This window comes from Yersinia entomophaga (genome assembly GCF_001656035.1).
Taxonomy (GTDB): domain Bacteria; phylum Pseudomonadota; class Gammaproteobacteria; order Enterobacterales; family Enterobacteriaceae; genus Yersinia; species Yersinia entomophaga.
Genome location: NZ_CP010029.1, coordinates 3,253,944 through 3,276,034 on the forward strand (window position 1 = coordinate 3,253,944; position 22,091 = coordinate 3,276,034).

The following is a 22,091-nucleotide window of genomic DNA, read 5'->3' on the forward strand; positions in this document are numbered from 1 at the left end:
TCTTGTCATAGGTCGGTTACAAAGTTAAACGCAAATTTGTTCGTGTCGTCTAAACTTGTATTAGTTAGAGGCGCGACCAAGCTACTTACATTTTATGTGGGGGCGATGGCTTACGTTTTCACGGTGTATGATGGATAATGGCGGGGAAACTGAGAGACCCGACTCTTTTAATTTTTCAAGGAGCAAAGAATGCTTATTCTGACTCGTCGAGTTGGTGAAACACTCATGATTGGCGATGAGGTTACGGTTACTGTATTAGGAGTTAAAGGCAACCAGGTTCGAATTGGTGTGAATGCTCCGAAAGAAGTTTCTGTTCACCGTGAAGAAATCTACCAACGTATTCAAGCAGAGAAGTCTCAACCGACGACTTACTGATATTGAAGCAGCGTCTCGTGGAATGCGAGACGCTGCTGCTCTCCCCCAAATTCTATTCCCTGCATCATTTCTCACTCGCTCATGGCTATTTTCTCGCTTTTCTCCCAAGATTTAACTCGCCTCAGTAATATTCCTTCAATTCTTTTACAACGCTATTTCGCAGACATCCTTATCTCGCCTGTTGATAAAATACTCTTTTCGATGCCAAATTGCGCATCTTGGCTGTGAATTGTGCAAGTAAACGTTTGTTGGGAAAAATTGTTTGACTTATAAGTGCAGGAAAGTAATATGTGCGCCACGCAGTGCCGATGAGCTTCTTTAAAAGCAAGTTAGGCACAATTCGAAAGAAGCGTATGGTGAGGTGGCCGAGAGGCTGAAGGCGCTCCCCTGCTAAGGGAGTATACGGTCAAAAGCTGTATCGAGGGTTCGAATCCCTCCCTCACCGCCATTTACTATGCACCCATAGCTCAGCTGGATAGAGTACTCGGCTACGAACCGAGCGGTCGGAAGTTCGAATCTTCCTGGGTGCACCATATTTTGCAGTATGGTGAAGTAGTTAAATGACTGTCAGATAGTTTCAGAGATTTATTTGCACCCATAGCTCAGCTGGATAGAGTACTCGGCTACGAACCGAGCGGTCGGAAGTTCGAATCTTCCTGGGTGCACCATCTTTGTTGTTATAGTTTCACTCGGTGAAACGCTTCGCAGTAAAAAATCAAACGCACCCATAGCTCAGCTGGATAGAGTACTCGGCTACGAACCGAGCGGTCGGAAGTTCGAATCTTCCTGGGTGCACCATTTTAAGAAACCTCGCTGCGGCGGGGTTTTCTGCTTTCTGGCTATTTGAAATAGCATCCTGCCTGATTTGGTCAGTGAGACCCCGCGAGTGCCAGTAGAACGCCACTGACTTCTTTTTTTCCGCTATCTGAATTTCGCCTGCCTATGAAAAATATCAAGATGGGTCGATGAGGTTATAAATATTCATCAAATCTATATCTCATCACAGTGCTTGTACTGGCTAATGAATTCCCATCCAGTTGATTTTATTACGCTCATCTAATGACCATCTTTAGCCAAAAAACACTTTTTCTGATTAAATACAGATGGTTATACAGTAAGCGACAATTTAATGAGTTTGCGATAAAGTAGCTTTTCCTTTCCTCAATGATCCTGGGATAAAGATGTACGATCGCTATGAAGGCCTAATCTTTGATATGGATGGTACGATTTTGGATACCGAATCCACCCATCGACAGGCTTGGCGGAAGGTGTTGATGCCTCACGGTATTCAATTTGATGAGCAAGCTATGGTGGCGCTCAACGGCTCTCCAACCTGGCGAATTGCCGAGATGATTATTCATAATCATCGGTTGAAGTTAGATCCTCATCTGTTAGCCGCTGAGAAAACGGCAGCGGTGAAGGCGATGCTGTTGGATAACGTAAAGCCGCTCCCGCTCATTGACGTGGTTAAGGCTTATCATGGCCGCAGACCTATGGCTGTGGGAACCGGAAGCGAGCACAGCATGGCTGAGGCGCTTTTACGACATCTTGGCCTTCGGGATTACTTCGATGTCATCGTCGGTGCCGATGACGTTACCCGGCATAAGCCGGAGCCAGACACCTTTTTGCGCTGTGCCGAATTGCTCGGCGTGGCGCCGGAGCGCTGTGTCGTGTTCGAAGATGCTGATTTCGGCGTAGAAGCGGCAAAGCGGGCGAAGATGGACGTGGTGGATGTGCGTCTGCTGTGAGTAGCACGCTGGCTGTAGCATCGTTATTCGGTAGCAGTTTTCTTAGCGCGACGCTCTTACCTGGAAGTTCCGAAATTCTATTAGTGACCTTGCTAACTGCGGGCAGTGCGCCTGCGGTGATATTAGTGTTATCTGCAACCGTAGGTAATACGCTGGGTGGCTTAACAAATGTAGTTATAGGCCGCCTGTTACCGGCGTTAAAACCGCAGCGCGGGCTGGATATGACGTTGGGCTGGCTCCAACGCTTTGGTCCAGCCGCTCTCTTGCTGAGTTGGTTACCGGTGGTAGGCGATTTGATGTGTGTGTTGGCAGGCTGGCTGCGTATGCCCTGGGCTCTGGTGGTTTTTTTTCTGTGTGTGGGAAAAGCTGTGCGTTACATCGTTATTACCGTGTTAACGCTGGAAGGAATCGCCTGGTGGCAATAAAGATGTGATGACTTCACATAGTCACATTGACGTAGTTTCAGTATGCTTACGGGCTATGGTTTTTAAGAGCGGGAGGTCGATTTGATCCCGGACGTATCACAGGCGCTTTCTTGGTTGGAAGCGCATCCTAATGCATTAAAAGGAATCCGCCGCGGCATTGAGCGGGAAACATTGCGTGTGACCGCTGATGGCCAACTGGCTGCGACGGGTCACCCTGAGTCACTCGGGGCGGCGTTGACACATCAATGGATCACGACTGATTTTGCCGAAGCTTTGCTGGAGTTTATCACTCCGGTAGACGGCGATATCGATCATTTGCTGGCTTTTTTGCGTGATATTCATCGTTACACTGCGCGTAAACTTGGCGATGAGCGCATGTGGCCCCTTAGCATGCCGTGCTTTATCGGCGCCGAGCAGGATATCGAACTGGCTAAATACGGTTCCTCCAACGTTGGACGCTTCAAGACGCTGTACCGTGAAGGGTTGAAAAACCGCTATGGCGCGCTGATGCAAACCATTTCCGGCGTACATTACAACTTCTCACTGCCTATTGAGTTTTGGCAGGCGTGGGCGGGTGTGGAAGACGAGCAAAGTGGTAAAGAAGAGATCTCTGCCGGTTATTTCCGACTGATCCGTAACTACTATCGCTTTGGCTGGGTGATTCCGTATCTGTTTGGTGCTTCGCCAGCGATTTGCTCTTCATTCCTGCAAGGACGTGAGACCGCATTGCCTTTTGAGCGCAATGATAACGGTATGTGCTATTTACCTTATGCCACTTCTTTACGCCTGAGCGATTTGGGTTACACCAATAAATCACAGAGTAATTTAGGCATTACTTTTAATGACCTGAATACCTATATTGATGGATTGAAGCGTGCTATCCATACGCCATCGGAAGAGTATGCGGCGCTGGGGCTGAAAGAGGGCGATCGCTACCTACAGCTCAATAGCAATGTACTGCAAATCGAAAATGAGCTGTATGCTCCGATTCGACCCAAACGCGTCACTCAATCAGGTGAGTCACCTTCTGACGCGTTGCTGCGCGGCGGGATCGAATATATCGAAGTGCGCTCGCTGGATATCAATCCGTTCTCCCCAATTGGTGTTGATGCGGTACAGGCTCGTTTCCTCGATCTATTTCTGATCTGGTGCGTGCTGGCTGATGCGCCTGAAATGAGCAGCGATGAGCTACTTTGTACGCGTAAAAACTGGAATCGTGTGATTCTGGAAGGGCGTAAACCGGGTCAGACTATTGGTATTGGCTGCGATAGCACTCGTGAGCCTTTAGATAAAGTCGGTAAAGCGCTGTTTGACGACTTGCGCCGGGTGGCAGAAGTGCTGGACGGCAAAGACAGTCGGGCTTATCAGGATGTATGTGATGAGCTAGTTGCTTCCTTCGATAATCCGGAACTGACGTTCTCTGCTCGTATTTTACAGGCAATGAAAGCGGAAGGAATCGGTGGTGTCGGGCTGGATCTGGCTGAACGTTATCGCGAAATGTTACGCAGTGAGCCGTTGGAAATATTGACTGAAGAACAGCTTTCAGCTGAACGTGACCGTTCTTGGATTCGTCAAGGTGAGCTGGAACGTAGTGATGAACTAAGCTTTGAAGAGTATCTGGCGATACACGCAGGTCGCTAGAAAAAGAAAAGGCCACAATCAATGTGGCCAAATTAACATCTCTGTATACAGGGATGATGATAACAAATGCGCGTCTTTCACATATTAAGACGGCGGTGATTTAAAAAAGTTTCATTGGGTTCGAAAAAAAATTCTTCTGCGAGAAATAATTTTTTTTGAGGAGGTAACAAGATGCCATTATTGGACAGTTTTACAGTTGACCACACCATTATGAAAGCACCGGCCGTTCGCGTTGCTAAGACGATGAAAACCCCTCACGGCGATGCAATCACCGTGTTTGATTTACGTTTCTGCGTGCCGAATAAAGAAGTTTTGCCGGAGAAAGGTATTCATACGCTGGAGCATTTATTCGCAGGTTTTATGCGTGATCATCTGAATGGTCAGGGTGTGGAAATTATTGATATCTCACCAATGGGCTGCCGTACCGGTTTCTATATGAGCCTGATTGGCACACCTGACGAGCAGCGTGTGGCGGAAGCGTGGAAAGCGGCGATGGCTGATGTACTGAAAGTCACTGACCAGCGTAAAATTCCTGAGCTGAATGAATATCAGTGTGGGACTTACCAAATGCATTCGCTGGAAGAAGCGCAGGACATTGCCAAAAGCATCATCGAGCGTGGTGTGCGGGTAAATCATAACGATGAGTTGGCATTACCGAAAGAGAAACTGACTGAACTGCACATCTAGCATCGTTGATATGTTGGAAAATAAATATCCTCCGGCATAGCCGGAGGTTTTTCATATGCGCCTATAAGGCTCTGTTGCCAGCCGCGCCCTAACAGGCGCATCGCGATCTGACATTTGCATTTATGGATTACTTACGGCCCGTAAACGGGCTGCCCGGATAGGGGATCGAGAGTTGCTCACCCATTTTATCCTCTTCCAACTGGTGCTTTATGTATTCTTGTATCCTGGCTGTATTTTTCCCAACCGTATCAACGTAATACCCTCGACACCAGAACTCCCTGTTACGGTATTTGAACTTCAAATCGCCAAACTGCTCATAAAGCATCAGGCTGCTCTTTCCTTTCAGGTATCCCATAAAACCCGACACACTCATTTTGGGCGGGATTTCCAGAAGCATATGGATGTGATCCACACAGCATTCTGCTTCCAGAATATTCACGTTTTTCCATTCGCACAGCTTTCTTAAGATACTGCCTATCGCTTTGCGCTTTTCCCCGTAGAACACCTTTCTTCGGTACTTCGGCGCAAAAACCATGTGATATCTACAGTTCCATCGCGTGTGCGCTAAGCTCTTTTCGTCCCTCATAGGGACCCCCTTTTGATTTCTTGTTGAACATTTGCAGTTGCCAGACCGCAAACTGTTTTAACAAATCAAAGGGGTTTTTATAACTGGCTCAAAGCTGAAAGCTTTACCGAACCTCCAGCCTGGCTGGAGGTTTTCTGTGCACAACAAAAAAAGACGCGAGAGCGTCTTTTTTATTGGGCGCGTATTTATCGCGCGCGAGTTGCTCGATCTGCGGCTATTACTGCGGATTAAGCGGTGAATGCGGATGATCGATCGGGGTAACTCTGACCTGTTTAATCATATTGTCCTGTACGTCCAATACTTCGATTTCGTAATGGCCGATGCGCACTTGAGCGTTAATCTCAGGAATATCTTCTAGGGTTTCAAGCAGCATGCCATTAATGGTGCGGGCGTCGACCGGCAGCGACCAGTTAAAGGCCTTATTCAGTTCCCGGACATTGGCGGTGCCGTCGATAATTACCGAGCCATCGCTTTGTGGATTCACTTCTTCCGCCAACGTAGGGGACATTGACGTAGTGAAATCTCCGACAATCTCTTCCAGAATATCTTCTACCGTAACCAGTCCTTGAATATCGCCGTATTCATCGACAATCATGCCGACTTTTTCTTTATTGCGCTGGAATTTGACCAGTTGAACGTTCAGCGGTGTGCCTTCTGGAATAAAGTAGATTTCATCCGCCGCGCGCAGCAGGTTTTCTTTGTTGAACTCTTTTTTCTCGGTCATCAGCCGGTAGGCTTCACGCACTCGTAGCATCCCAATCGCGTCATCCAGCGATTGGCGATACAGCACAATTCGACCGTGAGGGGAATGAGTTAACTGGCGCATAATGGACTTCCAATCATCATTGATATCAATACCAACCACTTCATTGCGCGGCACCATAATGTCGCTGACTGTGACTTTTTCCAGATCCAGCACCGAGATCAACATGTCCTGATTACGACGGGAAATTTGTGAGTGTGATTCATTCACGATACTGCGTAATTCGTCTTTACTCACTGCATCACTGACGTGCACATTGCCTTTGATACCGCACAGGCGCATCAACAGGCGGGTAATGCTGTTCAGTAACCAGACCAGCGGCAGCATGATCTTCTGCAAAGGAGCCAATAGCATGCTGCTAGGGAAGGCGACGCGCTCTGGATAGAGCGCAGCGATGGTTTTCGGCATCACTTCAGCAAAAATCAGCACCACAAAGGTCAATACGCCAGTGGCAACTGCCACGCCTGCGTTACCGTACAGTCGAATTCCAACTATGGTGGCCAGCGCCGATGCGAGAATGTTAACCAGATTATTGCCGATAAGAACCAGGCTAATCAGACGATCCGGGCGGCGTAATAGTTTTTCCACGCGGCGGGCAGAACGGTTTCCTTGCTTGGCCAAATGGCGCAGGCGGTAGCGGTTTAGCGTCATCATGCCGGTTTCTGAGGCGGAGAAGTAAGCCGATACCACGACCATAATGATCAGAATGATGATAAGTGTACTGGTAGAGACCTGGTCCAACGCAATATTCCTTATAGCGATAGATGAAGGCTCCAGTCAGGGTAACAGGAGCCATAGGTTGGGCGGGGGAGTGTCGTTAGCCGATCATGATCTCTTGCAGCAGGCGGCTGCCGAAATAGGCTAGAGTCAGTAAGAATGCTCCGGCAAAGCTGAACCAGACCACGCGGCGGCCGCGCCACCCTTCGTGATAATGACCCCACAATAGAATAATGTAGACAAACCACGCCATAATCGACAGCACGGCTTTATGGACATTCTCTTTGCTGAACAAATTATCCATATATAACAAACCGGTGCAGAGCGTTAGCGTCAGCAGCACTACGCCAATTTGCGTAATGTGAAACATTTTTCGCTCAATGCTCATCAGTGGCGGCATATCGGCGGTGAATGTCAGTTTTTTATTCTTCAGTAGATAATCCAGCCAAGCTAGCTGCATGGCGTACAATGCGGCAATAATCAGCGTGGCATAACCCAATAGCGCCAGCCCAATATGGATAAATAACGCCGGGCTGCCTTCCAGATGGGTAATGAATTCGCCTGGCATCAGACTGGCGAGAGCCAAATTGATCATGGCAAAGCTGTAAACGATTGGCAGCAGGAACCAGCCGCGCCCACGAGAGGCCACGAATGTCATGATTGAGCAGATCATCAAACCGACAATAGAGCCGATATTCAGCAAAGTCAGGTTTTGACCCTCGCCAACATCAAATATTTGATGTTTCAATGCGATACCATGGCAAACCAGCGCTACTACGGCAGAAACCAGGGCTAGCCGTCGGTAAGCGCTGCTCTTCCTCACCAAACTGGGAATAATCAGTCCCAGACTAAGTAAATAGGCAACTAGAGCCAAAATAGAGAACACGGGCATAGCGGTTAATAGGCATCGGCTGAGTGAATTGGATAACCAGTATAACGTTAGCAGCGTCATGCTCCAACCGTTCTCCTACGTGAAGGCAGAGATCGCGCGCGCTTCGTGTTATAATCCCGCCATTGTGTCGCCCGGGCGGCCTGTTTCCACGTTGAGCATGAGACGATGTTTGAGAACTTAACCGATCGATTATCGCGCACACTGCGCAATATCAGCGGCCGTGGCCGGCTGACAGAAGAAAATATTAAAGAAACCCTGCGTGAAGTCCGCATGGCATTGCTTGAGGCCGACGTTGCCTTGCCGGTGGTTCGTGACTTTATCAACCGGGTTAAAGAGCGTGCGGTTGGCCATGAGGTCAATAAAAGCCTTACGCCGGGCCAAGAATTTGTAAAAATTGTTAAGAATGAGCTGATCGGCGCCATGGGCGAGATCAATAACGAACTCAATCTGGCAGCCCAACCGCCGGCGGTCGTTTTGATGGCCGGTCTGCAAGGGGCAGGTAAAACAACCAGCGTAGCTAAGCTGGGTAAGTTCCTGAGAGAAAAGCAGAAGAAAAAAGTGCTGGTGGTTTCTGCCGACGTTTATCGCCCTGCGGCGATCAAACAGTTGGAAACGCTGGCGCAGCAGGTTGGCGTTGAATTCTTCCCGTCGGACGTGCAGGAAAAACCGATTGATATCGTTAATCGGGCTTTACAGCAGGCGAAACTGAAATTCTTTGATGTGCTGATCGTCGATACTGCCGGTCGTTTGCACGTTGATGAAGCCATGATGGACGAAATCAAACAGATTCATGCCGCGATTAATCCGGTAGAAACGCTGTTTGTTGTCGATGCCATGACCGGTCAGGATGCTGCCAACACGGCGAAAGCGTTTAACGAAGCGCTGCCGTTGACCGGCGTGGTGTTGACCAAGGTAGACGGCGATGCTCGTGGCGGTGCCGCGCTGTCGATTCGTCATATCACCGGTAAGCCGATTAAATTCCTCGGTGTGGGTGAGAAAACCGAAGCGTTGGAGCCATTCCATCCGGACCGCGTTGCTTCACGTATTCTGGGGATGGGCGACGTTCTCTCCCTGATCGAAGACATTGAAAGCAAAGTTGACCGTGCACAGGCGGAAAAATTAGCGACCAAGCTGAAGAAAGGCGACGGGTTTGACCTGAACGACTTTCTGGATCAGTTAAAACAAATGCGCAATATGGGTGGCATGGCCAGCATGTTGAGCAAGATGCCCGGTGCAGGCCAGTTGCCTGACAACGTGAAATCGCAAATGGATGACAAAGTGACGGTGCGGATGGAAGCCATCATCAACTCGATGACGCTGAAAGAACGTGCCAAGCCGGAAATCATCAAAGGTTCTCGCAAGCGCCGTATCGCAGCGGGTTCCGGTATGCAGGTTCAGGATGTGAACCGCCTGCTGAAACAGTTCGATGAAATGCAGCGCATGATGAAGAAAATGAAAAACGGCGGTCTGGCCAAAATGATGCGTGGCATGAAAGGTATGATGCCACCGGGTTTCCCTGGCCGTTAATGCCCTCATTTGCCCTGATAAGCATTCAGGCGAAAAGGGTTATCAATTTCCCGCCAGAAACGGCGGTAAACGATGAAAATTGGCCTCATTATAAAAGTAGCGGACAGGAATCTACGCTTTAGATTGCTTTTTGCGCCAAAATGAGTAAAATTTTCGGGCTTTTTATATTGCAACTGAACCCCGTTCCCCGATGGGGTTCAGTTGTTTTATTAACTAAAGAGGATGTTATGGTAACAATTCGTTTGGCTCGTGGCGGCGCTAAAAAGCGTCCGTTCTATCAAGTAGTAGTGACCGACAGCCGTAATGCTCGTGACGGTCGTTTCATCGAACGTGTAGGCTTCTTTAACCCGATCGCATCTGGTCAGGCTGAAGCACTGCGTTTGGACCTGGATCGTATCGAACATTGGATCGGCCTGGGCGCAACTGTTTCTGATCGCGTTTCTGCGCTGATCAAAGACGCTAAGAAAGCAGCTTAATCTGTCGCGGTGGTGGTTATTATGAGCAAACAACTCAATCCAGTGGTTCCCGAGCAGCCGATTGTTCTTGGCAAAATGGGTTCAACTTACGGCATTCGCGGTTGGCTCAGAGTATTTTCATCCACCGAGAACGCCGAAAGCATTTTTGACTATCAGCCGTGGTTTATCCAGCAGGCCGGTAAGTGGCAGCACGTCGAGTTGGAAGACTGGAAGCGCCACAGTCAAGATTTGATCATCAAAGTCAAAGGTGTTGACGATCGGGATGCTGCGAATCTGCTAACTAATTGCGAAATTATGGTGGATTCGAAACAATTGCCAGAACTAGAAGGTGATGATTACTACTGGAAAGACCTTATGGGCTGTCAGGTAGTAACCACAACCGGTTACGAACTGGGTAAAATCATCGATATGATGGAAACCGGTTCTAACGATGTCATGGTAGTCAAAGCAAACCTGAAAGATGCATTCGGTATGAAGGAGCGGTTGGTCCCGTTTCTTCATGGGCAGGTTATCAAGAATGTCGATCTCACTGCTCAACGTGTTGAAGTAGATTGGGATCCTGGTTTTTGACCTCTGAATTAAACGGCAACGGCGAGTGGAACAAAACGATGTGGATTGGTGTTATCAGCCTGTTTCCTGAGATGTTCCGCGCAATAACCGATTTTGGGGTAACTGGCCGGGCAGTAAAAAATGGCCTGCTGAGCGTGCAGTGTTGGAGTCCTCGTGACTTTACCTACGATCGGCATCGTACCGTGGATGACCGCCCATACGGCGGTGGCCCGGGAATGCTGATGATGGTGCAACCGTTAAGGGAAGCCATTCATGCAGCAAAAGCGGCGGCAGGCGAGGGAGCAAAGGTGATTTATCTGTCACCTCAAGGACGCAAACTGGACCAACAGGGTGTCTGCGAACTGGCAACCAACCAGAAGATGATTTTGGTGTGTGGTCGGTACGAAGGTATTGATGAGCGCGTAATCAAAACCGAAATTGATGAAGAATGGTCAATTGGGGATTACGTTCTCAGCGGCGGTGAGCTGCCGGCAATGACGCTGATTGATTCTGTATCCCGCTTTATACCGGGCGTACTGGGTCATCAGGCCTCGGCTGAGGAAGATTCCTTCGCTGATGGATTGCTGGATTGCCCGCACTATACCCGTCCGGAGGTGTTGGAAGGCATGGAAGTTCCGCCAGTATTACTGTCGGGCAACCACGCTGAGATTCGTCGCTGGCGCTTAAAGCAGTCGCTGGGCCGTACCTGGCTTAGAAGACCTGAACTTCTAGAAAGCCTAGCTCTGACTGACGAGCAAATGGTGTTGCTGGCTGAGTTCCGAAAGGAGCAAGAGGCCTGAGCGACAGAACTATGAAAGGAACGTTTCGCCGCGTGCAAACGATCCTGATATATCAGTTTACCTAGGGTAAGAGACTTATTATGAGCAATATTATCAAGCAAATCGAACAAGAGCAGATGAAGCAAGACGTACCTGCATTCCGTCCGGGTGATTCCGTGGAAGTTAAGGTATGGGTCGTTGAAGGTGCTAAAAAACGTCTGCAGGCATTCGAGGGCGTGGTTATCGCAATCCGTAACCGCGGTCTGCACTCTGCATTCACTGTTCGTAAAATTTCCAACGGCGAAGGTGTTGAGCGTGTATTCCAAACTCACTCCCCAGTAATCGACAGCATTACTGTTAAGCGCCGTGGTGCCGTTCGTCAAGCGAAACTGTACTACCTGCGTGAGCGTACTGGTAAGTCTGCTCGTATCAAAGAGCGTCTTAACCGTATTAACTAAGATACAGCTCAGGCTTCATCCAATAGTTAATAGTTATCAAGGGGTTGGCCATTGGCTGACCCCTTTTTTTATCTGTAAAGTCTCTCAAAGCTCCCGTTTACTTTTCTTATTGATATAAACTGCCATTCCGTCTACCTCAGTTATTTTATTGATATTTTTTGCGCACCGCCTCGAATAAACCAAGTAAAAACTTTGATAATAAAGCTAGCTCTGGCTAGGCTGCATCTCATTCAATTGAATGCTAAAGCCAATAAGAGGAAGAAAATGCTGCAAGGAAAAAGAGCTGTGGTGACCGGTGGTGGGCGCGATTTTGGTCAGGCTGTTTCAGTATGGTTAGCGCGGGAAGGTGCTGAAGTCGTTTTATGCAGTCGGGTTATCGCGCAGGCGCAGGCAACCGTGGATATTATTCGCGCCGAAGGTGGTATTGCCGAGGCCTATGAGTGCGATATTTCCGATATGAATTCAGTCCGGCAGTTTTCTCACGGGTTACTAAAACATGAAAAGCCGATAGATATCCTCTTGCTAAGCGCGGCTCAATGGCTGGAAGGGGATTTACAAACAGGCGGTGGCGATGAGGATATTATTAGCACCATTAATGCCGGTTTAACGGGCTCTATTTTACTGACCAAAGCGCTACTACCGAGGATGAATAGAGAGCAGGGCAGCGATATTATCGCGATGGTTTCTGTCTGCGGCGTGCCGAATTTCACTCAATCTAACGCCCATCCCGCATTTTTCGCCGCTAAGCAGGGTTTTAGCGGCTTTTGCCATACTATTTCCCAGAGCTTAGCTGCTGAAAATATCCGTTTGACCGCGCTGTATCCCCCAGATTTTGAAACCCTTGGTTTTGACGAAGATATTTCTCATCATAATCAGACAAACCAACGCTTGTTAACCGGCCAATCTATTTGGCAAACCGTTAAATTTGTCGTGACTCAGCCGCGCAGTTGCCACATCAACGCTATTCATTTTCAGGGACCGAGCCGCGAACCGTTGGGATAAATGGATGAGTTAGTTATAGGAAGGAGAGCGTCAGTGAGGAAAATCTTAGCGTGACTGCGCCACGCTAAGAATATTCAGATGATTACAGACCGTAAACCAGCGTGACTGAGGTTGTCGTGTCGGTATTTTTGGGGGCGCTGGCCGGAGGCTTGGTGTTGTAGGTAACAACGTAAGCCAGACGCAGAGCAAAACTCTTATTGATTGCTACGTTTAACGCAGTTTCAGAGTTCAGCGTAGTCTCTTCGTTGGCTAAAGCTGAAACGCCTTCGCTAAACACGGTGTTATCGGTCAACTGATAGGTATAGTTGGTGCCAGCATAGGCCAAGGCTTTAGTTGCGCGGCCACCGCGATAGAATTCGTCATGGCGAACACCTGGACCGAATTCCACGCGCAGATTATGTAAAGCGCCGGTAAGAATCTGCCGACCATAACCGGTTGTGAGTACGGAGCGAGAATCGTAGCCGTTATAACGATCGTTCAACCAGCTGGCTTGACCGAACAGATAGTTGCGGTCGGTTAGATTATAGCGAGTACGTCCACCTAACTGATAGCGCTCTGAAGATCTTACCTCATTGGAGCTGGTGTTTCTTGCGGAGCCCCAAAGGCTATAAGCCGTATTGGGTTGGAACCAGGTCAACGTGGAGTTGGCTGTCAGGGTTGAGTTATTAGTATTCCCCGATTGAGCGTTATAACCCGCTTCGACATTACCGACAAAACTGTGTTTAGCAGTAGCAGGATCATCAAGTGCGGTAAAAACGGTGGCATCGGCAAAAGCTGATGCGCTGAACATAGACACTGCTAACGTACTGAAATAAAAAGGTAACGCCCTGGTATGACGCAAAGAGAACATAATGCTTCCATGGTAAAAAAGAATAAGATTGATAATGCGGCCGGCATTGTATCAACTTGCGATCAAAGTTATTCATAAGATATTGCCAATCTTCAAATAAATTATAATAAACGCATTTCACATATGAGATTATTATTAGCAATTATTTTTTATGACAGGACGCAGGGCAGAAAAGTCGGCAATAAACCATATTTTGTCTGTGAGAATTGGATAAAATATCAGGGGATAGGGTAATAAATTTAATTTTTTGGCTTTATCCCTCAGTGTTAATTGAGTTTCCTGACTTAAGTTAATTTTTATGGGTGGAGGGGCAATTTCTTACCCCTTGATGATTTTTAAACGGATTTTATTACATAAAGGTATTTACCAGCAGATAACCAGTCATACAGGAGCACACCACGCCGATTAAACCGGGGATGATAAAACTATGGTTAATGATAAAGCGGCCAATTTTTGTCGTACCGGAGCGGTCAAAACCGATGCAAGCCAGATCGCTGGGATAAGTCGGTAATACAAAGTAACCGTAGGCCGCAGGGAAGAAGGCGATCAGCATTTTAGGATCGACACCTAATTGCAACCCCATAGGAGCAATAGCTGCCAATGCCGCCGCCTGACTGTTTACCAGCTTAGAAACCAAAAACAGTACAATGGCATAGGTCCACGGCTGGCTTTTTACCACGTCTTCCAGTACCAGTTTTAATTCCCCCATATGTGCCTGGAAAAAAGTATCACTCATCCAGGCGACGCCGAATACCGAGAAAATCGCTACCATGCCCGCTTTGAATACCGCACCGTTTGAAATATCGCTCGGTTTAACTTTACAGCCCATCAGAATCACTGCACCGGCAATTAACATCATCATCTGAATAACCAGATTCATAGAGAGCGGTTTAAGTACGCCTTTAACTTCATAAGCCGGACGTAAATCGCCAAATGCGCCGAGTAATACGACGATGGCGATGGCACTAAAGAATATCCAGGTTGACCAGTAAGCCTGTTTCGGGAAAACCTGATTCAGCAGCGTATCAGTGCTGCCATATATGAAGGCACGTTGCTCCGGATCTTTTATTCGAGCCTGAAAATCAGGGTCTTTATCCAAATCTTTACCGCGGCGTAGGCTCCACAGCGCTGCGGCTAACACGCCCACTAACGAAGCGGGAACAGAAATCGCCAAAATTTCCAGTATGCTATAAGCATGCCCGATGCCGTGAGCCGCGCCAATAATAGAAACCAGAGAAACTACGGCCACTGATACCGGCGATGCGGTAATGGCCATTTGCGAAGCAACGGAAGCGACGGCCATTGGGCGCTCGGGACGGATTCCTTTCTTGAGGGCGATATCTGAAATAATCGGGAACATGGTATAAACCACATGTCCGGTGCCGCATAAAAAGGTTAATGACCAGGTTGTGAACGGAGCTAATAGCGTTATATGTTGCGGATGCCGACGTAATAAGCGTTCGGCAAACTGCATCATGATATTTAATCCGCCAGCGGTTTGTAATACTGAAGCACAGCCAATAACCGCTAATATCGTCAGCATGACATCAACCGGTGGTTTACCCGGTTCAAGGCCAAATATAAAGGTTAAAATAAATAAGCCGATGCCACTAATAAGGCCTAGCCCCATGCCCCCAAAGCGAGTGCCGATTAATAGGCACAGAATAATAATTGCAAATTGCAGTGTTATCATAACGATCCCTTGTATTTTTCTGTATGAAAAAAGCTTGTTAGCCAATCCTGTTTTTAAAATGTCATATTTTTCTTTGCTATAACCATCAAAGCACAGATCGCTAAAGCAAAAACTTGGCTAATATCAAGAGAGCGCGTCTTATTTATTGAATGAATTAAAACCGAGAGGAAGATCTGTTTTTTATAATTTTTAGTCGAGAAAAAAGAAAGGAATAATATTGGTTATCCCTGATGGTTATTCATGTAAAACGATTGTTTTAATATTGTTCGATATATTGTTGGGCTGGGTTTTAATTAGCTATTTAATTAATCCAGATTTGCTGAAGTATTTCGGCATCTTTAACTGAATCACAGCTGGCAGGGAAATTATCGCCCCGTTCAAAGTGAATTTTCAAGCGGGCAGGCTGGCAAAGATCCTGTTGCCCAGCATGATAACCTGATAGGTAATAGTCGCGATTAATGTGTGGATTGCCATACCATTCGGCTAGAGTCTCATTATCTCTGACAATCAACCCGCCCTGAGCATCACTGAATCCGATCTCATACCAGCTCGTCGGGTCTTTGACTTCATCATTAGGGTCAAGAGAATGGCTACAGCCGCTAAGTAACAGCGCACCGATCATCATCTGCTTATATTTCATGGTGAAGTTCTTCTGCAACCGATTTGCGATAGCTGTTTTAGATAATGATATCAGGCTATGCCTAACTTCTCTTTAAGTGGTTTTAGATAACGTCGGCTAACCGGGATGTGCTTTCCGGTGCGAGTGACAACTTCTGCTGAACCGTTATCCATAAGCTGTATTTCGCCTAGCTGTTCCGTGTTCACCATATATTGACGGTGACAGCGAATAAAAGGCGTTTTTTCTTCCAGCGTTTTCAACGAGAGCTGGGTATAACCTGATTGCACCATGCCCACAACGTGCACACCGCTAAGCTCTGAACTGAGATATTCGACCTCTTCTATTTTCAAAAGAAAGATACGATTATGCCCGGAGCAGGGAATGTGACGCAGCATCGGTTCGGTGATTTTGTGTAAATTATTATTTACAGTTAGGCCTCGACGCAGGCGAATAAGTGTCTTGGCCAATCGTTGCTGGTCGAGGGGTTTTAGCAGATAGTCGAAAGCATGTTCTTCGAAGGCGCGGACAGCATACTCGTCAAAGGCAGTGACAAACACAATGTGGGGCATGCTCTCTGGGTTCAGCATGCTCGCTAGCTCCAGTCCGTTGATGCGAGGCATTTGAATATCGAGAAATACGACATCCGGCTGGAGCCGCTGAATCGCGGGGATAGCTTCTATAGCGTTACTGCATTCAGCGATAACCTCAATGTCTTGCTCTTCACTTAATCGTTCGCGTAAATCTTCGCGCGCAGGTTGTTCATCATCAACGATGATCGCTCTCAGCATACTTCCTCCACAAATTTTTCTCATTTTATCATGGTGATTTGCTGCTTGGAGAACCATCTGTACAAACTGCGACATCCCGCAAAAGTTAGCCAGATTGTGGGTGTAAAGTTTGCGGTAATTATTTATTTACAGATATGGATTGAAAAGTTTACACGGCGTGATATTGTGGAACTCAGAAACGACACCGCACATGAAACGATACTCGCTTAACAGAGGTAGGTAGGAAATATGATCATGCAAAAAGATGCGCTCAATAACGTTCATATCAGTGCTGAACAAATACTGATTACGCCGGAAGAACTGAAGAATCGGTTCCCGTTGAGTGAAAATGATCAATATGCAATTGCTTCGTCGCGCAAAACCATTGCTGATATCGTTCAGGGGCGCGACCCGCGTTTGTTAGTGGTTTGCGGTCCTTGTTCCATTCACGATGTGGATGCTGCGTTGGATTATGCTCGTCGTCTGAAACTCCTCTCTGCTGAATTGAGCGATAGCCTGTACATCGTTATGCGCGTTTATTTTGAAAAACCAAGAACTACCGTAGGTTGGAAAGGTTTGATCAACGATCCGTACATGGATGGTTCTTTTGATATGGAAGCAGGCCTGCATATTGCTCGACGCCTGTTGCTGGATTTAGTGGGTATGGGATTGCCATTGGCGACCGAAGCACTTGACCCAAATAGCCCGCAATACCTCGGCGATCTGTTCAGTTGGTCGGCCATTGGTGCCCGTACCACGGAATCCCAGACTCACCGTGAAATGGCATCTGGCCTATCTATGCCTGTAGGTTTTAAAAACGGAACTGACGGCAGCTTAGGTACGGCGATTAATGCGATGCGCGCCGCATCTATGCCACATCGTTTTGTTGGCATTAATCAGTCTGGGCAGGTGTGCTTGTTGCAAACTCAGGGCAACCCGGACGGTCATGTGATTCTGCGCGGCGGTAAAACGCCTAACTACAGTGCGCAAGATGTGGCGCAGTGTGAAAAACAGATGCAGGACGCGGGACTCACTCCATCCTTGATGATAGATTGCAGCCATGGTAATTCGAATAAAGATTTCCGTCGCCAGACCGCAGTAGCTGAATCGGTTGTTGAGCAGATCAAAGCAGGTAATCGTTCGATTATCGGTGTGATGCTGGAAAGTCATCTGCATGAGGGGAACCAGTCATCTGAGCAACCGCGGGAAACGATGCATTACGGTGTTTCCGTGACCGATGCCTGCATTAACTGGGAAACAACGGAAACTCTGTTACGTTCGATGCATAAAGAATTAAGCCCGGCGCTGGCGGCGCGGACTGTAGAGGAATAGTCGTTATGGTGGCTGAATTGACCGCATTGCGCGATCAAATTGATGAAGTGGATAAAGCGTTGCTGGACTTGCTGGCGAAACGCCTGAGTCTGGTGGCTGAGGTGGGCGAAGTCAAAAGCCGCTTTGGTTTGCCGATTTATGTGCCGGATCGTGAGTCTGCCATGCTGGCGTCACGCCGCAAAGAGGCCGAGGCGCTGGGCGTTCCCCCCGATTTGATTGAAGATGTTTTACGCCGGGTGATGCGTGAGTCATATGCCAGCGAGAATGACAAAGGCTTTAAAACCCTGAACCCACAGCTGCGCCCCGTCGTGATTATCGGTGGTAAAGGGCAGATGGGGCAGTTATTCGGTCGGATGTTATTGCTTTCGGGCTATCAGGTAAAAACGCTGGAGCAGGAAGACTGGCCGCAGGCGGAATCGATTCTGGCCGATGCAGGAATGGTGATCGTCAGCGTACCTATCCATGCAACAGAAGAAGTGATTGCTAGCTTACCTAAGCTACCGACAGACTGCATTTTGCTGGATTTGGCATCGGTGAAGAATCGTCCACTGCAATCGATGCTGGCAGCGCATGAAGGGCCGGTTGTTGGTCTGCATCCGATGTTTGGTCCGGATGTGGGGAGTCTGGCGAAGCAGGTCGTGGTGTATTGTGATGGTCGTCAGCCTGAAGCTTACCAATGGTTATTGGAACAGTTGCAGGTATGGGGCGCGCGGCTGCATCGTATCAGCGCGGTTGAACATGACCAGAATATGGCCTTTATCCAGGCGCTACGCCACTTTGCCACTTTTGCCTATGGTCTGCATTTGGCGGAAGAAAATGTTCAGCTTGAACAGCTTTTGGCTCTGTCCTCGCCGATTTACCGGTTGGAGCTGGCGATGGTCGGGCGACTGTTTGCTCAGGATCCGCAGTTGTACGCAGATATTATTATGTCGTCGGAAGATAACCTGGCGCTGATTAAACGTTACTACCAGCGGTTTGGTGATGCGATTAAGCTATTAGAACAGAGTGACAAGCAGGGGTTTGTTTCCAGCTTCCAGAAGGTGGAACATTGGTTCGGTGATTATGCTGAACGCTTCCTGCTGGAAAGTCGCTCTTTGCTGCGCCAAGCAAATGACAATCGGCAGTAATCATTAATATTTATGCTGTTAGCCAGTAAAAAAGTCATCCCAGACGATCGGGATGACTTTTTTTATGAGCAAAAATAGGTAGCGATCGGCGATTAACTTGGGTTAACCGGCACCACGTTTTCACTCGGATAGCAGCCCAACACTTTTAGTGAACGGGTTAGCAGCGTCAAATCGCTGAGCGCCTTTTGCATCGCTTCGGAACGCAGGTTAGCCTGCACATCAATATAAAACATTTCTTCCCACGGATTCCCGTTGATTGGCCGAGATTCTAGCTTGGTCATAATGATGCCGTGTTCTTTCAAGACCAGAAGAGCTTCTACTAACGCCCCTGATTGTTGGCCAGTAGCCATAATCAGCGTAGTTTTAGCTGGAATCTGCTCAGAAACATCAATAGCTTTACGCGCCAGCACGATGAAACGAGTGATGTTTTGCTGCTGATTTGCCAAATAGTATTCCAGTACCTGCAAACCATAGAGCGCGCCACCGGCTTCGCTGCCCAATGCGGCGGCTTTTGGGGAATTTAGCTGTGCGACTTTTTCCATTGCGGCGGCGGTGCTTTCGCAATATTCGATTTTCCAGTGCGGGAAACGGTTAATGAACTGACTACATTGTTGGAAAGGCTGCGGGTGGCTGTAAACCGTTTCAATCTGACTTAAATCGGTCTCCGCAGCCGTCAGAATGCAGTGCTCGATCGGGTTGGTTAATTCTCCGACTATCGACAGGCTAGTATGTTGCAGCAGATCGTAAACATCATTGATAGAGCCTGAACTGGTGTTTTCGATCGGTAAAATCGCGTAATCCGCCTGACCGGTTTCTACTTGAGTAAAGATATCCTGGAATTTCAGGCAGCCGCATTCGATCAGGTTATCAAAATGACGGGCGGCGTATTGACGTGCGGCCAAATGAGAGTAAGAACCTTTTGGGCCAAGAAATGCGATGCGCGCTGAATGAGCGGTAGTTTGGTTCAACTGGTGTTGCAGCAATGTCTGTTGGGTCAATACTGAGTCTTCAATAATCAGCTGGAACAGACGGGTGATATAAAATCCGTCGAGATCGTAAGGTTTAGCAGCAGTAATCAAAGCCTGCAGTAAATCCTTCTCACGTTCTTTATCACGGATCGGACGATGGCTGTGTTGCTTGGCTCGAGCCACTTCGATTGCCAACTCGCGGCGTTCTGCCAGTAACGCCAACAGCTTTAAGTCTAAAGCGCTGATACGTTCTCGTAGCACCAGTAACGGATTGTCTGTCATAGGGTCAGCCTTATTATTTTTGCCAAATGATTTATGCATAAAAAAAGCCTCCCGGTTGGGAGGCTTGTTTGTTCGTCTTCGCATTCTTTATCACACGACGAAACGCCTCCCAATCAGGGGAAGGTAAAAAAGAATGCGAAGAAAAACGGTTTGTAGCTCATGTGATGGTTGATGGCCTAATAGTCGCGAATGGAGTTAACTTAACTGCCGCCAGTTATGGCGTCAATAAAAAACGCGCCCGAAGGCGCGTTAGATCCTCAATAAGATGGTTAACCCGTTACTCTTCTTGCTCAGGCTCCTCTATCAGATTGACATTTTTGATACTAGCGGCGGTACGTTTTGCCTCACCTTTGTGCTGAACTTTGTTTAGTTGTCGTTCTAATTTCGCGATCAGCTCGTTGATTGCGGCATACATATCATCGTGCTTGGCACTGGCTACCAGAGGGCCGTTTGGCGTACCTATGGTCGCATCAACAACAAATCCTTCAGGGTCTTTAGACAGCACGATATGCGGATTTATTAGCTGAGCTTGCCACTTATCCAGTTTGGTTAGACGGTCTTCAACATGCTTACGAATTGCAGGGGTGATATCCATTTGTTTGCTAGTAATATTGACTGCGGTCATATGGCTTACCTCGTTGTCTTCTCCGTCTTGGATAACTTCAGCATACCTCTCTTTTCGGTAAATAGAATGATCTAAATCACATTTTCTTGTCACTTTTTGCAAAGGCGACCTGAACTGTGAGCCAGTATTAGGAAAGTGATTTAAGAGCTTGAATCATCGGAAAAAATGTCGCAATATCGATAAGATCGGCCAGCGATATTGGAGCCGAAATTCTGCTTTTACCCCTCTCCCTCAATGGCTTAGTCCCCCCTTAACCTTTCAGATCCAGAGCGGGTCGGGTTTTGTATGCTACCCGTGACTCAAATTACCGCGCAGGTTTCCCTATATTGGGAACCGGGAGAAAGTACGTTTTACAGATTAAGGAAAGGAGGGCGTTCAATTTTGCGACTAACAGAAACAAAAACGGCAGCCGAAGCTACCGTTGTTTTGTCTCATTGGCTCACGCCAGTGTAGCCATCCCACTATGCAGGGTTGGCTGCAATCACTTTACTGACTTTATCTGCCTGCGCATTCAACTGAATTTGCTTGTAGGCATTTTCCATTAACGGCAGTGCATCGCGAGTCGCTTTGGTGTCTGGGTAATTGCGCATCATTTGCTCAACACGGTTAATTACCGCAACGTAAGCACCGCGCTTAGTGTAGTATTTAGCAACGGCCAGTTCATGCTTGGCCAGTCGATCTTTCAAGAACACCAGGCGTTTTTGGGCATCCGTAGCATACTGACTGTTCGGATAGCTTTGAATTAACTGGTTAAAATCGCGGAAAGCAGCTCTTGCATGCTGAGGGTCGCGGTCTGAACGGTCAATCCCGAAGAAGCCTTGTAATGCACTGTCATCCAGAGCCATGTCAGTCAGACCACGCATATATAATACGTAATCAATGTTAGGATGTGTGGGATTGAGGCGCATAAAGCGATCGATCGAGGCCTGAGCCAGCGGCAAATCGGCAGATTTATAATAAGCATAAATCAAATCCAACTGCACTTGCTGGGAGTAAGGCCCGAAAGGATAGCGATTATCTAACGCTTCTAGTTGCGTAATAGCTCCCTTAAAGTTACCGTCCTGCAGTTTTTGCTGCGCGGTAGCATAGAGCTCAGAAGGCGGGTTGTCGGGAACCACGTCCTTGTTACTGGAGCAACCGGTCAGCACCAGGCTCAACGTGGCGGCAGCCACCAGATATTTCATACGCGTCATGACGTTTTGA

At 47.9% G+C, this 22,091-nt stretch carries 24 protein-coding genes, 4 tRNA genes and 1 other annotated feature; of the genes, 17 read left to right on the forward strand and 11 right to left on the reverse strand.

The window, feature by feature from the left end; genetic code table 11:
* The first annotated feature begins 189 nt into the window (after positions 1-189).
* From csrA to luxS, 9 genes are all read left to right on the forward strand, one after another.
* Positions 190-375 carry a carbon storage regulator CsrA gene (csrA, locus tag PL78_RS14685; protein ID WP_002209449.1) on the forward strand — a complete coding sequence of 62 codons (186 nt, stop codon included), beginning with the start codon at positions 190-192 and terminating at the stop codon, positions 373-375.
* A gap of 355 nt (positions 376-730) precedes the next feature.
* Positions 731-823: transfer RNA gene (locus tag PL78_RS14690), tRNA-Ser, on the forward strand.
* Positions 824-831: 8 nt separating this feature from the next.
* Positions 832-908: transfer RNA gene (locus PL78_RS14695), tRNA-Arg, on the forward strand.
* Between the two features lie 58 nt (positions 909-966).
* Positions 967-1,043, forward strand: a tRNA-Arg gene (locus PL78_RS14700).
* A gap of 53 nt (positions 1,044-1,096) precedes the next feature.
* Positions 1,097-1,173: transfer RNA gene (locus tag PL78_RS14705), tRNA-Arg, on the forward strand.
* A 383-nt stretch (positions 1,174-1,556) separates the two neighbouring features.
* Positions 1,557-2,123, forward strand: coding sequence for a fructose-1-phosphate/6-phosphogluconate phosphatase (gene yqaB, locus PL78_RS14710; RefSeq protein ID WP_064516630.1), 567 nt, complete (start codon positions 1,557-1,559; stop codon positions 2,121-2,123).
* Positions 2,120-2,548: a YqaA family protein gene (locus PL78_RS14715; RefSeq protein ID WP_064516632.1), complete on the forward strand. Its 429-nt coding sequence runs from the start codon at positions 2,120-2,122 to the stop codon at positions 2,546-2,548. Before yqaB ends, PL78_RS14715 begins: the two co-directional genes overlap by 4 nt.
* Positions 2,549-2,629: 81 nt before the next feature.
* Positions 2,630-4,189 carry a glutamate--cysteine ligase gene (gene gshA / locus PL78_RS14720; RefSeq protein ID WP_064516634.1) on the forward strand — a complete coding sequence of 520 codons (1,560 nt, stop codon included), beginning with the start codon at positions 2,630-2,632 and terminating at the stop codon, positions 4,187-4,189.
* Between the two features lie 171 nt (positions 4,190-4,360).
* A complete protein-coding gene (gene luxS / locus PL78_RS14725; RefSeq protein WP_064516636.1) occupies positions 4,361-4,876 on the forward strand; it encodes an S-ribosylhomocysteine lyase in 516 nt (171 codons plus the stop codon).
* Positions 4,877-5,003: 127 nt separating this feature from the next.
* Here luxS and tnpA read toward each other — a convergent pair whose 3' ends face one another.
* The 3 genes from tnpA to PL78_RS14740 all read right to left on the reverse strand — a co-directional run bounded on the left by tnpA (position 5,004) and on the right by PL78_RS14740 (position 7,834).
* Positions 5,004-5,462 carry an IS200/IS605 family transposase gene (gene tnpA, locus PL78_RS14730; protein ID WP_064516638.1) on the reverse strand — a complete coding sequence of 153 codons (459 nt, stop codon included), beginning with the start codon at positions 5,460-5,462 and terminating at the stop codon, positions 5,004-5,006.
* Positions 5,463-5,679: 217 nt separating this feature from the next.
* The gene (locus PL78_RS14735; protein WP_064516640.1) at positions 5,680-6,966 is read right to left on the reverse strand and encodes an HlyC/CorC family transporter; all 1,287 of its coding nucleotides are present in this window, start codon (positions 6,964-6,966) and stop codon (positions 5,680-5,682) included.
* Between the two features lie 76 nt (positions 6,967-7,042).
* Positions 7,043-7,834, reverse strand: coding sequence for a cytochrome C assembly family protein (locus tag PL78_RS14740; protein ID WP_064518464.1), 792 nt, complete (start codon positions 7,832-7,834; stop codon positions 7,043-7,045).
* A gap of 165 nt (positions 7,835-7,999) precedes the next feature.
* On the opposite strand from PL78_RS14740, the gene ffh reads away from it, so the two are divergent.
* The 6 genes from ffh (at position 8,000) to PL78_RS14770 (ending at position 12,625) form a co-directional block, all read left to right on the forward strand.
* A complete protein-coding gene (ffh, locus tag PL78_RS14745) occupies positions 8,000-9,361 on the forward strand; it encodes a signal recognition particle protein (protein WP_064516641.1) in 1,362 nt (453 codons plus the stop codon).
* A gap of 227 nt (positions 9,362-9,588) precedes the next feature.
* Complete coding sequence (gene rpsP, locus PL78_RS14750) at positions 9,589-9,837, forward strand: 30S ribosomal protein S16 (RefSeq protein ID WP_004877236.1); 249 nt, start codon at positions 9,589-9,591, stop codon at positions 9,835-9,837.
* A gap of 21 nt (positions 9,838-9,858) precedes the next feature.
* A complete protein-coding gene (gene rimM, locus PL78_RS14755; protein ID WP_049601098.1) occupies positions 9,859-10,407 on the forward strand; it encodes a ribosome maturation factor RimM in 549 nt (182 codons plus the stop codon).
* Between the two features lie 38 nt (positions 10,408-10,445).
* On the forward strand, positions 10,446-11,186 hold the full coding sequence (gene trmD, locus PL78_RS14760) for a tRNA (guanosine(37)-N1)-methyltransferase TrmD (RefSeq protein WP_049601097.1): 741 nt from the start codon (positions 10,446-10,448) through the stop codon (positions 11,184-11,186).
* A gap of 80 nt (positions 11,187-11,266) precedes the next feature.
* Positions 11,267-11,623 (forward strand): 50S ribosomal protein L19, encoded by a 357-nt coding sequence (rplS, locus tag PL78_RS14765; protein ID WP_004877229.1) that lies wholly within the window; start codon positions 11,267-11,269, stop codon positions 11,621-11,623.
* A gap of 264 nt (positions 11,624-11,887) precedes the next feature.
* The gene (locus PL78_RS14770; protein ID WP_064516643.1) at positions 11,888-12,625 is read left to right on the forward strand and encodes an SDR family oxidoreductase; all 738 of its coding nucleotides are present in this window, start codon (positions 11,888-11,890) and stop codon (positions 12,623-12,625) included.
* A gap of 82 nt (positions 12,626-12,707) precedes the next feature.
* Here PL78_RS14770 and PL78_RS14775 read toward each other — a convergent pair whose 3' ends face one another.
* From PL78_RS14775 to btsR, 4 genes are all read right to left on the reverse strand, one after another.
* Positions 12,708-13,475: a DUF481 domain-containing protein gene (locus tag PL78_RS14775; protein ID WP_064516645.1), complete on the reverse strand. Its 768-nt coding sequence runs from the start codon at positions 13,473-13,475 to the stop codon at positions 12,708-12,710.
* Positions 13,476-13,824: 349 nt separating this feature from the next.
* Positions 13,825-15,168 carry an anaerobic C4-dicarboxylate transporter gene (locus tag PL78_RS14780; protein WP_064516647.1) on the reverse strand — a complete coding sequence of 448 codons (1,344 nt, stop codon included), beginning with the start codon at positions 15,166-15,168 and terminating at the stop codon, positions 13,825-13,827.
* A gap of 301 nt (positions 15,169-15,469) precedes the next feature.
* Positions 15,470-15,808 (reverse strand): DUF2799 domain-containing protein, encoded by a 339-nt coding sequence (locus PL78_RS14785; RefSeq protein WP_064516649.1) that lies wholly within the window; start codon positions 15,806-15,808, stop codon positions 15,470-15,472.
* Between the two features lie 50 nt (positions 15,809-15,858).
* Positions 15,859-16,575 (reverse strand): two-component system response regulator BtsR, encoded by a 717-nt coding sequence (gene btsR, locus PL78_RS14790; RefSeq protein WP_064516651.1) that lies wholly within the window; start codon positions 16,573-16,575, stop codon positions 15,859-15,861.
* A 234-nt stretch (positions 16,576-16,809) separates the two neighbouring features.
* Between btsR and PL78_RS14795 the strand changes: the two genes are divergently transcribed.
* Together PL78_RS14795 and tyrA are read left to right on the forward strand one after the other, a co-directional pair.
* The gene (locus PL78_RS14795) at positions 16,810-17,886 is read left to right on the forward strand and encodes a 3-deoxy-7-phosphoheptulonate synthase (protein WP_064516653.1); all 1,077 of its coding nucleotides are present in this window, start codon (positions 16,810-16,812) and stop codon (positions 17,884-17,886) included.
* 5 nt (positions 17,887-17,891) lie between these two features.
* Entirely contained in the window at positions 17,892-19,013 is a 1,122-nt protein-coding gene (gene tyrA, locus PL78_RS14800; RefSeq protein ID WP_064516654.1) for a bifunctional chorismate mutase/prephenate dehydrogenase, read from the forward strand.
* 92 nt (positions 19,014-19,105) lie between these two features.
* Here tyrA and pheA read toward each other — a convergent pair whose 3' ends face one another.
* From pheA to bamD, 4 genes are all read right to left on the reverse strand, one after another.
* The gene (gene pheA, locus PL78_RS14805; RefSeq protein ID WP_064518466.1) at positions 19,106-20,263 is read right to left on the reverse strand and encodes a bifunctional chorismate mutase/prephenate dehydratase; all 1,158 of its coding nucleotides are present in this window, start codon (positions 20,261-20,263) and stop codon (positions 19,106-19,108) included.
* A gap of 37 nt (positions 20,264-20,300) precedes the next feature.
* Positions 20,301-20,425, reverse strand: a sequence feature (Phe leader region).
* Complete coding sequence (pheL, locus tag PL78_RS20655; protein ID WP_201030833.1) at positions 20,377-20,424, reverse strand: pheA operon leader peptide PheL; 48 nt, start codon at positions 20,422-20,424, stop codon at positions 20,377-20,379. Its footprint overlaps the feature before it by 48 nt.
* A 115-nt stretch (positions 20,426-20,540) precedes the next feature.
* Positions 20,541-20,888, reverse strand: coding sequence for a ribosome-associated translation inhibitor RaiA (gene raiA / locus PL78_RS14810; protein ID WP_064516656.1), 348 nt, complete (start codon positions 20,886-20,888; stop codon positions 20,541-20,543).
* A 461-nt stretch (positions 20,889-21,349) separates the two neighbouring features.
* Positions 21,350-22,081 (reverse strand): outer membrane protein assembly factor BamD, encoded by a 732-nt coding sequence (bamD, locus tag PL78_RS14815; RefSeq protein ID WP_064516658.1) that lies wholly within the window; start codon positions 22,079-22,081, stop codon positions 21,350-21,352.
* Between the last annotated feature and the right edge of the window lie 10 nt (positions 22,082-22,091).